The 14876-nt window shown below is 53.6% G+C and carries 10 protein-coding genes; all 10 read left to right on the top strand.

Translation table 11 applies throughout. The annotated features are described in order from the left end of the window. Positions 1-90: 90 nt before the first annotated feature. Entirely contained in the window at positions 91-513 is a 423-nt protein-coding gene (locus ACS18Q_RS00420) for a MarR family winged helix-turn-helix transcriptional regulator (protein ID WP_154180561.1), read from the top strand. A gap of 16 nt (positions 514-529) precedes the next feature. Further along, complete coding sequence (locus ACS18Q_RS00415) at positions 530-2434, top strand: FUSC family protein (protein WP_441257237.1); 1905 nt, start codon at positions 530-532, stop codon at positions 2432-2434. 423 nt (positions 2435-2857) lie between these two features. Beyond that, on the top strand, positions 2858-4009 hold the full coding sequence (locus tag ACS18Q_RS00410; protein WP_004728371.1) for an efflux RND transporter periplasmic adaptor subunit: 1152 nt from the start codon (positions 2858-2860) through the stop codon (positions 4007-4009). 3 nt (positions 4010-4012) lie between these two features. After that, complete coding sequence (locus ACS18Q_RS00405; protein WP_441257236.1) at positions 4013-4465, top strand: efflux RND transporter permease subunit; 453 nt, start codon at positions 4013-4015, stop codon at positions 4463-4465. Next, a complete protein-coding gene (locus ACS18Q_RS00400; protein ID WP_441257235.1) occupies positions 4443-7160 on the top strand; it encodes an efflux RND transporter permease subunit in 2718 nt (905 codons plus the stop codon). Before ACS18Q_RS00405 ends, ACS18Q_RS00400 begins: the two co-directional genes overlap by 23 nt. Before the next feature lie 198 nt (positions 7161-7358). After that, positions 7359-8696 carry a serine/threonine-protein kinase gene (locus ACS18Q_RS00395; protein WP_441257234.1) on the top strand — a complete coding sequence of 446 codons (1338 nt, stop codon included), beginning with the start codon at positions 7359-7361 and terminating at the stop codon, positions 8694-8696. After that, the gene (locus ACS18Q_RS00390; RefSeq protein WP_441257233.1) at positions 8693-10141 is read left to right on the top strand and encodes a chromosome partitioning protein ParA; all 1449 of its coding nucleotides are present in this window, start codon (positions 8693-8695) and stop codon (positions 10139-10141) included. Before ACS18Q_RS00395 ends, ACS18Q_RS00390 begins: the two co-directional genes overlap by 4 nt. Next, on the top strand, positions 10138-10710 hold the full coding sequence (locus ACS18Q_RS00385) for an ECF-type sigma factor (protein WP_014204133.1): 573 nt from the start codon (positions 10138-10140) through the stop codon (positions 10708-10710). The genes ACS18Q_RS00390 and ACS18Q_RS00385 overlap by 4 nt, the downstream gene beginning before the upstream one ends. Beyond that, positions 10707-12257 (top strand): hypothetical protein, encoded by a 1551-nt coding sequence (locus ACS18Q_RS00380; protein ID WP_441257232.1) that lies wholly within the window; start codon positions 10707-10709, stop codon positions 12255-12257. The genes ACS18Q_RS00385 and ACS18Q_RS00380 overlap by 4 nt, the downstream gene beginning before the upstream one ends. A 214-nt stretch (positions 12258-12471) precedes the next feature. Continuing rightward, positions 12472-14778, top strand: coding sequence for a hypothetical protein (locus ACS18Q_RS00375; RefSeq protein ID WP_441257231.1), 2307 nt, complete (start codon positions 12472-12474; stop codon positions 14776-14778). Positions 14779-14876: the final 98 nt, after the last annotated feature.

The following is a 14876-nucleotide window of genomic DNA, read 5'->3' as shown; positions in this document are numbered from 1 at the left end:
TGCATTTCAGCCTTGGCCCTCAATTCTGCGTTGATCCGCAGCGGATTTATCCATATAGTTTGAATTCAAACTATATCAATCAAACGTATTATGTCTCGACACAAATTTGGTATTCAATTTTCCATCGCGGCGCGTCTGTGGCGCCGCCACCTCGATCAACGTCTGGCGCAAGCGGGCATCAAAGACATCAGTTGGGCCCCGCTGCTGCATTTAGATGAATTTGGCGATGGCATCAGCCAAAAAGAACTCGCCGCTTCAGTTGGCATGGAAGGCTCCACCTTGGTCCGCTTGCTCGATACGCTCGAACAAAAAGGCCAGATTGAGCGTCAAGCAGATACGTACGATCGCCGCGCGAAACGCATTTTTCTCACCGCAGCCGGGCGTGAGCACGTCGTGTCGCTGCGCGCAGAACTGCTGGCGATCGAAACCGACATGTTGGCCGATGTATCCGATGAACAGATTGAGGTCATGCGGCAAGTGCTCGGCGGCCTCATCACCAAATTCAAGCACTAAGGACTGAGGGCACACCATGAACGCTCAACTTGCAAATCTCGGCTTGGATGCGGGTCGCTTAGCGTTTGCGCTGCGCACCGCACTGGCATCGTGCGCGGCGCTGTTCGTCGGCTGGGCGCTTGGTTTAGAGCACCCGCAATGGGCAGCGATGTCCGTTTGGGCGGCATCACAACCCGGGCGCGGCATGCTGCTGGAAAAAAGCTTGTTCCGCTTTATCGGCACGCTGGTTGGTACAATCGTCGGGGTCACGCTGGTGTCAGTCGCCGGGGACAACATTTTGCTGCTGGCGCTGGGGCTGTCGGTGTGGGTCGGCTTATGCGCCGGCGCGGGCAACGTGATTCATGGCCTGTTCAGTTACGCGACGCTGCTGTCTGGCTACTCGGCTTCGCTGGTGGCGCTGCTCGGTACCGCCAACCAAACCGACATGTTCGAGCTGGGCACCGACCGCTTGCTCACCGTGATGACCGGGGTGCTCATCGCGCTGTTGGTGGGCTTGCTGTTTGCCCGTCGCAGCGATGAAGATGCCTTGGTGTGGCGCGTGCGCTCGCTCACCATTGCGGTCTTGCAAGCGCTCACCCAGCATTCGCGGCAGCAGCCCCTCTCTCAGCCACTAGAACATTTGATGCTGGAAGCCGCGCAGATTGAAGAAGCGCTGGATCCGCACAGCGTCGGGTCAATTCGTTCACGCCGCACGGTGCAAACCCTGCGTTCGGTGGTGTTTGCCCTGATCTCGATACTGACTTGGCTGATGAACCAAGGTTCGCGCGTCAACCACAACGCTTTCCTGCGCGAGATTCAACACGCCATCAACGCGCACGAACTGCAATCGCCGCTCGATCAGGTGGTGGTGCATTTGCAACGCGCCGATGAAGAGTGCGACGATTTGCTGCTGTCACAAGCGTTGAATGAACTGAGCCAAGCCTTGCAAGGCCGCAAGACGTTTCGTCAATCAGGCAAACTGGAGATCACTGCTGCGACCGGCAAAGTGGTGCTCCACCGCGACTGGGTTGGCGCCACGCAGGCCATGTATCGCACCACCAGTTTAATGGTGTTGCTGGGCCTCGGTTGGGCATGGACCGGATCGCCAATTGGCGCGTACGTGCTACTGGGAGCATCAGTGATGGTGACGCTGTTCTCCACCTTTGAAAACCCAGCGCTGATCATGACGCATATCTTCTGGTGGCAGATTGTCGGCGGTATTTCGAACCTGATTTGTCAGTTGGTGCTGTGGCCGATGGCGGCCAATGAATTGCAGATGCTGCTAATGATGGTGCCGCTGATTCTGTTGGGCGTGGTGCCGTTTGCCCATCGCCGCCTCAGTTCGGGGTCAATGGACTACTTTATGATTTTCTTGTTGATGTCGCAGCCGCACCAACCCTACAGCGCCGATGCTGCGCACGCCATCACCATGTCGCTGGCGGTCATCGCTGGCCCCATGTTGGCGCTGCTGGCATTTAAACTGATTTTCCCCACCAACTTGTTGCGCCGCCAACAACGTTTGATGGATGCCATGTGGCATGCGCTGCCCACCCTGATTCAACATGCAATCCCCTTTCACTTCTGGCAAGCGCGCATGAAGCATCGTGTGCTCAAGTTGATTGCCATCACGCGAAAAAATGGCCTCAATTGGGCCGCACATGGCGAAAGTGGCCTGACTCTGATCATGCTGGGGCAATGTATTCAGCATTGGCAGCAGATCGCGACCCACAGCACCAGCACGTACCATCAACAACGTCATCATGTGTGGTTGCAACGGCTAGAACGTGCGCTGCGTGACTCGCCGCAAGCGACGATTGCCCTGCTCAATCGTTACGCCACGCAAGAGCACCAACGCACGCCGCAACCGGCAAGGATGGCGCGCCGTGCCGCCGATGGGCTGAAACACGTGCAGCCGCATTGGCAACGGCTCAAACGCCGCTAACCCCCGGCCCACACAAGCGATGTTCGGTTTTCCGGCATCGCTTTTTTGATCGCGTCATGTCATTCTCATCGATGAAAAAATCGCCAATGGATAAAATTTGCGCATGCATCATCATGCATTCAATGCGACAATCATGAGCCAATTTTGTACGGGAAATAAACTTCTGTAGTTAATTATCCAACTGTATAGTAAAATTCGCTTGTCCATTTGTGCAATAAATGACAGAGTTCAGTCAGCAGCCGATTCATGACGATTCTTAACCCATTGTTAACTAGGGTTACATTATCCTTTCGAGCGGCCTTGCGATTAAATAGCGTTCTCACAAAGACATTTGAGCCTGTGAATCAAAAGCGTTGAATTGTACGTATACCCACATGAGTCACTGAGCTTAATGCGTTCTAAGTGGTAAAGGAGAGAAAGATTATGGGCGACGGTAAAGCCTTTTCTAAACAATGGCTGACCGCAATTGTTGCCGCAGTTGCGCTTGCTGGATGTCAGCCAGAAGCCACACCACAAGCCGCCAGCAATGGTGCGCCACCCCCAGTTGCGGTGGATGTGGTTCAAATTAACACCCAACCAGTTGAAGTCACCAGTACGCTACCGGGCCGGACCAGTGCCTACCGCATTGCGGAGGTGCGTCCACAGGTGAGTGGCATTGTGACCAATCGTCTGTTCGTTGAAGGCAGCATGGTGAACAAGGGCGAGGTGCTCTTTGAACTCGATCCGTCCACTTACAAAGCCGCATTGGCGAGTGCCAAAGCGAATCTGGCGAAATCAGAAGCCACCCTGGCTCAGGCAGAGTTTCAAGCGAAACGCTACCGTGAACTGGTGGCCAAAAAATCGGTCAGCCAACAAGATTACGAAGATGCTCAAGCGAGCTACAAAGAAGCCTTGGCTTCTGTAGAAGCGTCTAAAGCGAACGTCAATTCAGCGCAAATCAATCTGGATTACACCAAAATTACCGCGCCGATTTCTGGTCGTATCGGTCGTACCCTGATTACTGAAGGTGCGCTGGTGACTGCCAACCAAACCAATGCGCTGGCTACCATTCAGCAACTAGATCCACTGTACGTCGACCTTTCTCAGCCAAGTAATGAACTGCTGAAACTGCGCCAGTCTGCGGGTAAAGAGAATCAGGAACTCGCTGGCATCAAACTGTTCTTGGATGATGGTACGCCAATCGAGCAACGCGCTACGCTGCAATTTGCCGAAGTGTCTGTCAACGAGAAAACCGGCACCGTCAACGTGCGCGCCACCATTCCGAACCCCGATCAGTTCCTGCTGCCGGGTTTGTATGTGCGTGCAGCGGTACCGACCGAACATCGTGACAACGGCATTTTGATCCCGCAATCGGCCGTCAGCCGCGATGCGCGTGGTCAGGCGTCCGTATTCGTCGTTAACGATCAAAACCAAGTGGAAAGCCGCACTGTGGTCGCCAGCCGTGCGATTGGCAACCAATGGTTGATTGATTCGGGTTTGAACGCAGGTGATCTTGTGATTGTCAAAGGCCTGCAAAAAGTTCATGCGGGCAGCGCGGTGACCGCGAACGTCCTGGAAGCCTCTAAGGAACAATAAGATATGGCTCGATTTTTCATAGATCGCCCCATCTTTGCGTGGGTGATCGCCATAATCATCATGCTGGCCGGTGTGCTGTCAATCATGACACTGCCCGTCTCGCAATACCCGGATATCGCGCCCCCAGCGGTGTCGTTGTCCGGTTCATACCCAGGTGCCTCTGCGGAAACGGTGGAAAACAGCGTGACGCAGACCATCGAACAGAACATGAATGGTATCGACAATCTCTTGTACATGTCGGCCACCAGTGACTCGGCGGGTAACTTTAGCATCACACTGACGTTTGAATCAGGTACCGATCCTGATATCGCGCAGGTTCAAGTACAGAACAAGCTGTCTTTGGCGGAAGCAACGCTACCGACCGAAGTGACCCAACAAGGGATCACCGTCGCGAAGTCCTCCAGCTCATTTTTGATGGTGGTAGGCTTTTTTGATGGTGGTAGGCTTTATTTCTAACGACGGCAGCATGGACAACACCGAAATCGCCGACTTCATGGTTTCGCAGGTCAAAGACCCGCTCAGCCGTGTACAAGGGGTGGGTGAAGTTCAGGTGTTCGGTGCGCAGCACGCGATGCGTATCTGGCTCGACCCGAATAAACTCAACAACTTCCAGCTGACGCCTGCGCAAGTGAAAACCGCCATCAGCGCACAGAATACGCAAGTTTCTGTGGGCCAGTTGGGCGCCACACCCGCGCTTGAAGGTCAACAGCTGAACGCGACCATTACTGCACAAAGCCGTTTTACCACCGTCAAACAGTTTGAAAACATTCTGCTGAAAGTGGACACCGACGGCGCGCAAATTCGTCTCAAAGACGTGGCGCGTGTGGAACTGGGCGCTGAAGATTACCAAGCGGTTGCGCTGTACAACGGCAAATACGCTTCTGGTATTGCGGTGAAACTGGCCACCGGTGCCAACGCACTGGAAACCGCCGATGCGGTGAAAGCACGCCTGGCTGAACTGCAACCCACATTCCCATCGAACATCGAAGTGGTGTATCCGTACGATACCACCCCATTCGTGAAAATCTCGATTGAGGAAGTGGTGCACACGCTGATGGAAGCGATTGTGCTGGTCTTCTTGGTGATGTACCTGTTCCTACAAAACTTCCGCGCCACCTTGATCCCAACCATCGCCGTTCCGGTGGTTCTGTTGGGGACCTTCGGGGTGATGGCGGCGTTTGGCTTCTCGATTAACACGTTGACCATGTTTGGTCTGGTCCTCGCCATCGGCTTGCTGGTGGACGATGCGATCGTGGTGGTTGAGAACGTGGAACGGGTGATGAGCGAAGAAGGGTTGTCACCGCGTGAAGCGACGCGTAAATCGATGGGGCAAATCACCGGCGCGCTGGTGGGGATCGCGATGGTCCTGAGTGCGGTATTCATTCCGATGGCCTTCTTCGGGGGCGCCGCGGGGGCGATTTATCGTCAGTTCTCGCTGACCATTGTTTCGTCAATGGTTCTGTCGGTCCTGGTGGCGATGATTCTGACGCCAGCCCTGTGTGCGACCTTGCTCAAACCGATCAAGAAAGGCGAAGCGCACCACGTAAAACGCGGCCCGCTGGCTTGGTTCAACACATGGTTTGATCGCGGCACTGAGAGCTACCAGAACACGGTGAATCGTGGTGTAAACCACCGCGTACGCTACATGCTGGCGTACATCGTGATCATTGGTGTACTCGCCACGTTGTGGACACGTCTGCCCACTTCCTTTGTACCGGAAGAAGACCAAGGTATTTTCTTGTCGATTGTTCAATTGCCTGTGGGTGCCACACAAGAACAAACGCTGGAAGTGATGGGCAAAGTGCGTAAACACTTCCAAGAAGATGAAAAAGACGCGGTTGAATCGGTGTTTACCGTGGCTGGCTTTAGTTTCGCCGGTCAAGGTCAGAACATGGGTATGGCGTTCGTGCGTCTCAAAGACTGGAGTGAACGGACGGATCCGGCGCTGTCGGTAGATGCTGTGGTTGGACGCTCTTATCCGGCGTTTGCCCCAATCAAAGAAGCGCAAATCTTCTCGTTCAACGTGCCCGCCATTCAAGGTTTGGGTAGCGCGAGTGGTTTTGATGCCTACTTGACCGATACCGCGAACTTGGGCCACGACAAACTGATCGAAGCACGTAACCAGCTCTTGGGCATGGCCGGTTCTAACCCGAACCTGACTCAAGTACGTCCGAACGGTATGGAAGATACGCCACAGTTCCGCATTGATATCGACTACGAAAAAGCGATGGCCATGGGTGTGTCCGTGTCTGACATCAACTCCACCCTGTCAACAGCGCTGGGTTCGAGCTACGTCAACGACTTCATCGACAACGGTCGTGTGAAGAAAGTGTACGTACAAGCCGATGCGCCTTACCGCATGAATCCAGATGACCTGAGCTTGTGGCATGTGGCGAACGCCGATGGCGACATGGTGCCGTTTGATGCCTTTGCCACCACCGAATGGACCTTTGGTTCACCTCGTCTGGAACGCTTTAACGGTGTACCGGCCGTGAACATTCAAGGTTCCGCTGCGCCGGGTAAGAGTACCGGTGATGCCATGCAGGCGATTCTGGACATTGTGAAGCAACTGCCGGAAGGCATTGGCCTAGAATGGACGGGCGCCTCGTACCAAGAAGTCCAAACCGGTTCACAAGCGCCGTTCCTATACGCCTTGTCTATCTTAATCGTATTCCTCAGCCTGGCTGCGTTGTACGAAAGTTGGAGCGTCCCGTTCTCCATCATCTTGGTGGTACCACTGGGCGTCTTTGGTGCGATTGCAGCGGCGACGATGAAGTCGCTCTCGAACGACATCTACTTCCAAGTGGGTCTGTTGACCACCATCGGTCTGTCGGCGAAAAACGCCATCTTGATCGTGGAGTTTGCCAAAGACTTGTATGACGACGGCATGGATCTGGTGCACGCAACGGTCGAAGCGTGTCGAATGCGTTTGCGTCCGATCATGATGACCTCGTTCGCGTTCATCCTCGGCGTACTGCCACTGGCACTGAGTACCGGTGCAGGTGCTGCCAGCCGTAACGCGATTGGCTGGGGTGTGGTCGGTGGTATGTTAGCCGCAACCATACTGGCGATCTTCTTCGTGCCGGTGTTCTTTGTGATGGTGATGAAACTGTTCCGCACCAAACCGCATAAGATTCCAACCGACGCCTAAGAGACACACAAGCGAACCCTCGCCACTGATCCGCGCAAGCGGGTCAGTGGCTTTTTTATTTCATTCCGCTCAGTGATGAATTTCACCCGTATTGCTTAGTTTTTCCGCAACAAAACGTACCAAGATTAAGAAATATTTCACCTTTTGCACACATTTTCGATACACTACGGCGCATTACGATCCATTCTGAACAAATCCGTGTGCTCGACTGACTCTCCAACCCAATTTTTTTATGATTGGCTTGATCTCACTGACGCTGAACAAACGGCCGCACTCGGCCAGCTTCGCCAACAGAAGCCCGCCTTACATGCGCAAGTGCTCCCATTGATTCATCAGCTACAAACCACTCAGCTACCACATGTGTTCACCGAGCACGCCAACGACTGGGTGCAAGACCACTACGATTACAGCGGCCAAGTCATCGACAAATATCGCCTGCATCAAGAGATTGGACGTGGCGGCTTAGGGCTGGTTTATTCTGCCACGCGTGATGACAACACCTATGAACAGCAACTGGCCATCAAGCTGATTCAGCCTCATATCGTGCACCACCTCGACCAACGGGCGCTGTTTACCGAAGCGCAGATTCTGGCGCGCCTCAACCACCCCGGCATCGCGAAAGTTTACGATGGCGGTCTGTTTCGCGATCAGGTGTACATCGTGATGGAGCGTATTGAGGGGCAAACGCTGGATGCGTATCTTCAGCAGCAGACGTTATCGGTTCAAGAGAAACTCAAGCTCTTCATTCAGGTGTGTCAGGCGGTTGAGCATGCCCATGACCATCACATTCTGCACGCCGACCTCAAGCCGGAAAATATACTGATTGATGCAGCGCGTCAGCCGAAGCTCATCGACTTCAACCTGACGCAGAAGCTCAAGCAGAATACGTTGCCCAACGAGGACTCGTCACTTTTGGCGTTTAGTGATCAATACGCCAGCCCAGAGCAAAAGCAAGGGGACTACCTGACGCAGCAAAGTGACGTCTATTCATTGGGCAAGATTCTGCAGTGTTTGTTTCCAAGGCTACGCGCCAACTCGGATTTGCAACACGTGGTGGAGAAAGCCATCGCCCCTCAAGCTGAGCAGCGCTATCTCAGCGTTGGCGACCTGCGCCACGACTTAGAACACATTCTGGCGCTGCGACCGATCTCACTCAAGCAGCATCAACCGGTGTATATCCTGCGTCGCTTGATACAGCGGCGGCCATTTTATTGCTTGCTGGTCTCGCTACTCTTGGCATCAGGAGCGAGCTTTACTTACGCCGTAGTGGACAAAAACCACCAGCTCTCACAAGAGAAGAAAATCTCCGAGAACATGCTGTTTGAACTCACGCAGCTGCTGTTTCACAGCAAAGATTCCCACGATCAACCCTTGACCATTGAAGCCATGTTGGCCATCACGCGCTTACGCGTGCTCTCCAACCCCGACTTGCCCCAGCACATCAAACAAAAAATGCTGCTGGCGTTGATCACACCGGTTCCTACACCACCCGATGACACGGCCTTGGCCGATTCCACCGCGACGACGAAACCATGACCACCCGATTTGCCCTGTTTTGGCTGATGTTCGGCCTCCTTTCCCTCCCTCCTGTGTTGGCGAGCGCCGAGACGCGAGAAGGCCACTTCATTGACGCGCCGGTCACGGGTTTATTTTATAAAACCACGTCGGGGCTGAGTGGCACCACGCACCAAGGGAAATTTTCATACCGACCGGGTGACATCATCTATTTTTACCTCGGTCAAGATGACAACGGATACTTACTCAGTACGCTCAGCGGTCAGGAGGTCATCACACCCACGCAAGCCAGCACGCAGGTCAACCGCAGCATCAACATGACTCGGCTGTTACTGACCCTCGACGCGACGCCGCAAAACAACGCTGAGATCAAACTGCTCAGCGATGCCTTAACGGATAAAAAATTTCTGCAGCAACTTAAGCAGATTGATTTGTCGTTCATCGACGAGCACCTCGACGAACTGGATTTACCCTTGGTTTCCGCCCGCGAAGCCATCGAACACCTGACCCAAAGCCAGCAATACATCACCGACAACTTCACGTCGGATCAAATCGTCTACCGCCCACTCGGCGTGCAGTTTGAAAGTACCCTGGTGCCGAAAAAAGACTGGCAGGGCAAAATTTGCGCCTATAACCTCGACCGTGCTAATCACCCGAATTACCACCGCCCGGTGGGCATCGTCCGCTTTGCCGTTCGTGGGAACACGCTGATCGAATACCCGGCGTTGGGGGACTTCTTCAACGGCTGCCAATTGCGACCGGAACATGGGTTGCGCCAAATGCAATCGACCCCGCTGGATGATTTTTCGTTTAAAGGCGGCTTGATTGGCTGCGCCCGGCACGGCTGCACGCGTAACGATTTGAACGGCTTCTATATTGAAGACTTTGACGACGACGGGGATTGGAAGTACCGCACCATCGCGATGAACTTCGACCCGACCACGCAGCTGTATATGGAAAAAGCACAAGGCTTGGGCCACACCCCCAACGTCCGCCACAGCAATCGCAGTGAGATGATGTGGTTCACCTACCCCACAGGCAAAGGGGATCACATCCCGTATCAAGGGATCTGGTTACGCACCCGCTACCTTGCTTCGGGCATGGCGCATCAATGTTTGAAAGTCGGCCCACATGCGGTGTTGCGGGGGCCAACCGGCACCACGCAATGCCCTGAGCAGCCCAGCGCTTACTCACAGGACGTGACCACTGAGTACAAAGACATGTGGTGGCTGAACACCAACGCGTCGGCACTGACCCTGGCCGACCTCAACCTCACGGTGACCTGGTTTGACCCTCAACGCGGCCCCCAATACACCAGCTGGGAATACCTGCCCGCGGGCGCGCAATGGGATCAAGGCATTCTCTATCGCTATCAACAACGAAAACATCGTGCCATGGATGGGCAAGAGTCGATGCAAACCCTCAGCGTCGACGAATTCACACGGCAACATAAGGACAGCCAATGAACCACACCCCTTTTACCCAAGTGCTACATCACTGGAAACAAGGTGACAAACGTGCCGAGAGCGAGCTATACCGCATCGCCTATGCCCATTTACGCCGTTTGGCCGAGCAAGAGCAAACCCGCAATATCAGCAAATACGGCGATGGCAATCCCGTCATCAACGACAGCATTCACAGCACTACCGCCTTGGTGCATGAAGCCTATTTGCGTTTATCACAATCGACGCTGGATGATGTTCATCACCGCCGCGACTTTTATCTCAAAGCGGCCAAAATCATGCGCCAAATTTTGATTGATCATGCCCGTCATAAGCAGGCACAAAAACGCCTGCCCGTCACGGTAGTAGCCGAGAAAAACGCCGCGGCGTCGTTTGAACAACTGATCATCATGGACAAAACGTTGGACACCTTTAGCGCACGCTACCCACGCCAATCCAACGCCTTAAAGCTGAAATACCTGATTGGCATGAAAATCGATGAAATCAGTGAGCTGCTCGAGTGCAGCCGCAGCCTGATTGAAAAAGACCTCAAATTCGCGCTGTGTTGGTTTCAATCGAGACTCAGTTCATGATGCGCCTACTGCTGCCCCTCGCCTCCACGGTACTCGGCGTGTGGTTATGCTGGCCGAGTCATTCCAACCCGCTCGATACCATCGAGCGCGCCATTCAAGCCGCTCTATCCCAAGCACGTCCTCAGGCGGCGCGCAGTGACGCTTTGAATTTGACCGACTCGGCCGCCCCAAGCCAGCGCGCCTCATCGGCAGCCGATCCTGACAACGCCCAGCGCGACTTGGATGCCACGCCACTACCCACCGCACCATTGCCAGACGCCGCCGAGGAAGAGACACCACTGGAGGCATTGCTGTCCAGCGGCATCGGCACCGAGATCATCATCAGCGCAGGCGAACATGCACTCGCCAGCGACGAGCCCCCCAATCAACCGCCTGAACTCAATCAACAAGCTTACCAGCGCATCAGCGAGGACATGGCAACGTGGCAACTCAGCACCACCGATTCGGCGCATTACCAGATCAACATCGATGATTTGTTTCGCGATCCGGAGGGGGATTTGATCACTTACCGTGTCTCCATCAACAGTCGTTCGCTCAAGTTGGCACTGGCGCAGTCTCTGACACTCAACGGCCTCGTTGAACCGGACTTAAGCGCCGTCACGGTGTTGATCGAAGCCAACGACGACCACCATCAGGAAGAGGCGTGGCAAAGCGTGAGTTTTACTCTCGCCAACATTGATGTCGAAGAGCAGCAAGACAGCCAACAGCTGGAGAACAAGTATTTATATCGCATTCACACCACCCGCGAATTAGGTGGAAAACGCTATGACTTCGACGTCCTGTATTGCGAAGGGTTCTATCTTGACCATGGCACGGTGCTCTATGCCATGAGCCAAAGCCGCCTCACTTGCCCAACGCCAAGTGACTTTAAAAAGGTGGGCTATTACCAACGGCGCCCTCAAGACATTGATTTCGATCTCGACTCCAACACCTTCATGCGTTGGACGTTTCGACAAAGCTACACCGCGCGAATGGGGTCGGGGACGAATTTTCTGGTCACCAGCTACAACGGTGACCGCTATGAAACCGACACCTTGATGGACGTCCCGGCCGCTGCCGAAGCGCGCCTCAACGTCACGACCGGCCAATATTTGTATCAAACGAGCCGGTTTGACTACCTGATGCTGAATGAACAACACCATTATTACTGGGTGAGCATGATGAATTACATCTATAACCGCCGCCTCGATAATCCGGACTATTATCAACCTGCGGATTCCGACTTAAATATTACCGCTGAAGTTGGTAACTTATCGTGTCGCCAGTTTGAACCGTATTTTGCGTTCTCCTCACTGACGGGCATGACGGAATATCAGCAAACCTTGATGGTCTTTTCGGGGGATTATTATGGCAACTATCCGCCCGCCTGCTTTGAATATCAAAACCCGCAGCACCTAACCAATTTGTCCTCCGATCTGGAATATTCCGAATACGACATCCCGTTAGATGGCGAAATATACACCTACATTTTGCGCCCGCGGCCGGAATATGCCCATTTATTGGAAACGTTCAAAATCAACCTGATTTATCGCCAACCGGTGCACTAACCGCTGATGCTTATTTGTTCATCGTTGTCACACATCGCATGAATCATAAAAAAATAAATTATTTTACGGGTTTTTATTTAATTTCCGTATATTGAAAGCGCGAATTCAAACAGGTAGAAAGTTGCCCACAACGTATTTCGTTCCGTACTCAGCAGTGGCAGTGCGGAATAACAATGTGTCAGCGATCTGATTTGAAATCGACAGGGATATAATAATGAAACAAATGACTTTACTGGCAGTGTCAGTGGCGATGGCATTGAGTGGCTGTGGCGGTGGTTCTGATGGCAGCAGCGGCGAGACCGCGGCGCAAGGTACCACCATCACCGCATTCGATGGTTACTTCTATCAGGCGGTTGTGTTCGATGACACCAACAACGATGGCGTGCTCACCATCGGCACCGATACGATTTTCGATTTAACCGATGAGAACGGTCAATACACGTTACCGGCCGACACCGAAATCAGCGGCTCACTTGCCCTGCAAACCCTGATCCCGGGCGGGACGGCGCAAACTGCCTTGGCAAACTACAACTCAAAATACGTGGGCATCTACACCTACGATTCGGATAATGCTGATCAGGTGATGACCCATGAAGTCGTCTTCCGTGCCCCTAGCTCATCTACCGTGATTTCGCCGATCACCGATTTGGTGGCGATTGAAATGAGCAGCAACGGCGGAGATGAAGAAGCCGCGAAAACCAGTGTCGCCGTGAGCCTTGGGATTTCCGATCAAGTCGACGACGTCTACAGTGACTTTGTGTCTGGCGATAAGGCCAACAGCAAACTGCACAAAACCGCGCAGATCCTGACAGAATCGAAAGCCGTGGCGGGTGACAACTACCATGCTCAAGCGGCCACCATCGTGGCGGCAGCGCAAACGCAAGTGGAAAGCATGGATGAAGAGCAGTTGACGTCCAACACCTACAAACCGGTGATCACCATCGATGACAGCAACAACGCCAGCACGCAGTTGAACTACAAATTGACGGTGGATAAAACCGTCGCAGAATCACTGCAATTGCAGCTCAGTGCAGCCGCCCTTGCGAAAAACGAGAGCTTTGCGGGCCTTTCGTTGGCGCTCGACGGTCTGTTCAATGATAAAGACAATACCACCCCAACCGTCAGCACAAGCACCACGCAACTGGGGGACACCGGTATTTCTGTCAGTGTCTCGAACAACACACTCCAATTGGGCGCGGTCAACCCAGTCGCGGCAAGCGGTTCATTCACCATCACCTTGCAAGCCAACGATGTGGATTCACAAGGTGAGACGCTGACCTCTCCCCTCCAGGTGGTTTTGACGCTCACCATTACCTCGACCAACCAACTGCCTGTTGTGGAAGAAGACACACAAGAGCAATTGCAAGCGATCGTCGATGGATGGCAACTCCAACAAGGGGTCGCGTTCGAACAGACATTAAGCCTAGCGGGCCTATTTAGCGACAGCGATGGCACCATCAGCGACTACCAAGTCGGCACCATCAGCGCAGACGGCCTCAGTATCAACGTGGATGCCAGCCAAGCCGTGGTCACGATTGCTGGGACACCCAACAAGGCCTACCCAGCCGGACAAACGTTCGTGGTTTACGGCCTGGATAACGAAGCCGCCAAAGTGAGCGCCAGCTTCACTTTGCCTGAAATTATGGACGGCGTGGAACCAGAGCCAGAAACACCAGAACTTGGTTTTACCCTCAAGCAGTTCAATAACCAAGAGTGGAAAATGGGCAGCTTTGCTGACATCGATGGCGAAGTAGGTTACGCGGCGCTACTCAACAACGATGGTCAACTGCAAATGTGTTGGGGAACGGACGCACAAAGTGACCCATACAAAACCAACATCAGTGACACCAACACGTGGAACAACGAAACCGCGTTTGATCGCCTAGCCCAACTGGACGAAGTGAGCGGCACCTACGTGCAAGCGGCGGATAAAGATTGTTGGAGCGTCGAACTGCAAAGCGATGGTTCTTTGAGCAACTTCGGTGGTTTTGAGGCCAAAGTGTTGTACCAAAACACCGATGGCGACCAATTCCTGATTCAAGTGGGCAGCCAAGAACTGTTCTGGTTGGACGGAACGCCGACTAAATTCGCCAACCAGATTGCGGCAGAGACCAAAGTTTATGCGGGTGTGACGGAATACCAGATGTTCGTCGAAGCGGGTAAAGAATTCATTGAAGCGTTGGATGGCCCAGAGCTGAGCTACTCATACGCGGAGAACCAACTGACCGAAGGTGAGTTTGAAACCAACTCGGTTCTGCCAACGGGATTCTATACGCCAGGGACGTGGTCGATTTCAACCGATGAGCAAGGCTACAGCTACGCTGAGTTTATCGAAACAGAAGAAGACCAAAAAACACGCATTCGCTATGTGTACCGCGATTTTGGTGACTTCTACATTTCCATGGGTTGGGATGAAGAAGCGCAGTATCTATACCAATCGGCACCGTTCTTCCGCCTCTTTAGCGAAGACAAAGCGTTGATGAATGCGGTCGTGGAATCCTTGCCAATCTCTAAAGATTAATCACGCGACGCGAGTCACCGCAAGTGATCACCAAAAGGCCGAATCTCAGATTCGGCCTTTTTCTATGTCATCGGGCTGATATGGCTCAGCCAATGTGG

Origin of the sequence: Vibrio sp. Vf1514, assembly GCF_052076135.1 — a bacterium.
In the GTDB taxonomy this organism is placed as follows: domain Bacteria; phylum Pseudomonadota; class Gammaproteobacteria; order Enterobacterales; family Vibrionaceae; genus Vibrio; species Vibrio furnissii.
This window is presented reverse-complemented; position numbering and strand designations above follow the sequence as displayed.

What these genes read in the sequence shown, in the direction of transcription:
- ACS18Q_RS00420 (WP_154180561.1), top strand. Translation starts at nt 91, where the DNA reads ATGTCTCGACACAAATTTGGTATTCAATTTTCCATCGCGGCGCGTCTG.
- ACS18Q_RS00415 (WP_441257237.1), top strand. Translation starts at nt 530, where the DNA reads ATGAACGCTCAACTTGCAAATCTCGGCTTGGATGCGGGTCGCTTAGCG.
- ACS18Q_RS00410 (WP_004728371.1), top strand. Translation starts at nt 2,858, where the DNA reads ATGGGCGACGGTAAAGCCTTTTCTAAACAATGGCTGACCGCAATTGTT.
- ACS18Q_RS00405 (WP_441257236.1), top strand. Translation starts at nt 4,013, where the DNA reads ATGGCTCGATTTTTCATAGATCGCCCCATCTTTGCGTGGGTGATCGCC.
- ACS18Q_RS00400 (WP_441257235.1), top strand. Translation starts at nt 4,443, where the DNA reads ATGGTGGTAGGCTTTATTTCTAACGACGGCAGCATGGACAACACCGAA.
- ACS18Q_RS00390 (WP_441257233.1), top strand. Translation starts at nt 8,693, where the DNA reads ATGACCACCCGATTTGCCCTGTTTTGGCTGATGTTCGGCCTCCTTTCC.
- ACS18Q_RS00385 (WP_014204133.1), top strand. Translation starts at nt 10,138, where the DNA reads ATGAACCACACCCCTTTTACCCAAGTGCTACATCACTGGAAACAAGGT.
- ACS18Q_RS00380 (WP_441257232.1), top strand. Translation starts at nt 10,707, where the DNA reads ATGATGCGCCTACTGCTGCCCCTCGCCTCCACGGTACTCGGCGTGTGG.
- ACS18Q_RS00375 (WP_441257231.1), top strand. Translation starts at nt 12,472, where the DNA reads ATGAAACAAATGACTTTACTGGCAGTGTCAGTGGCGATGGCATTGAGT.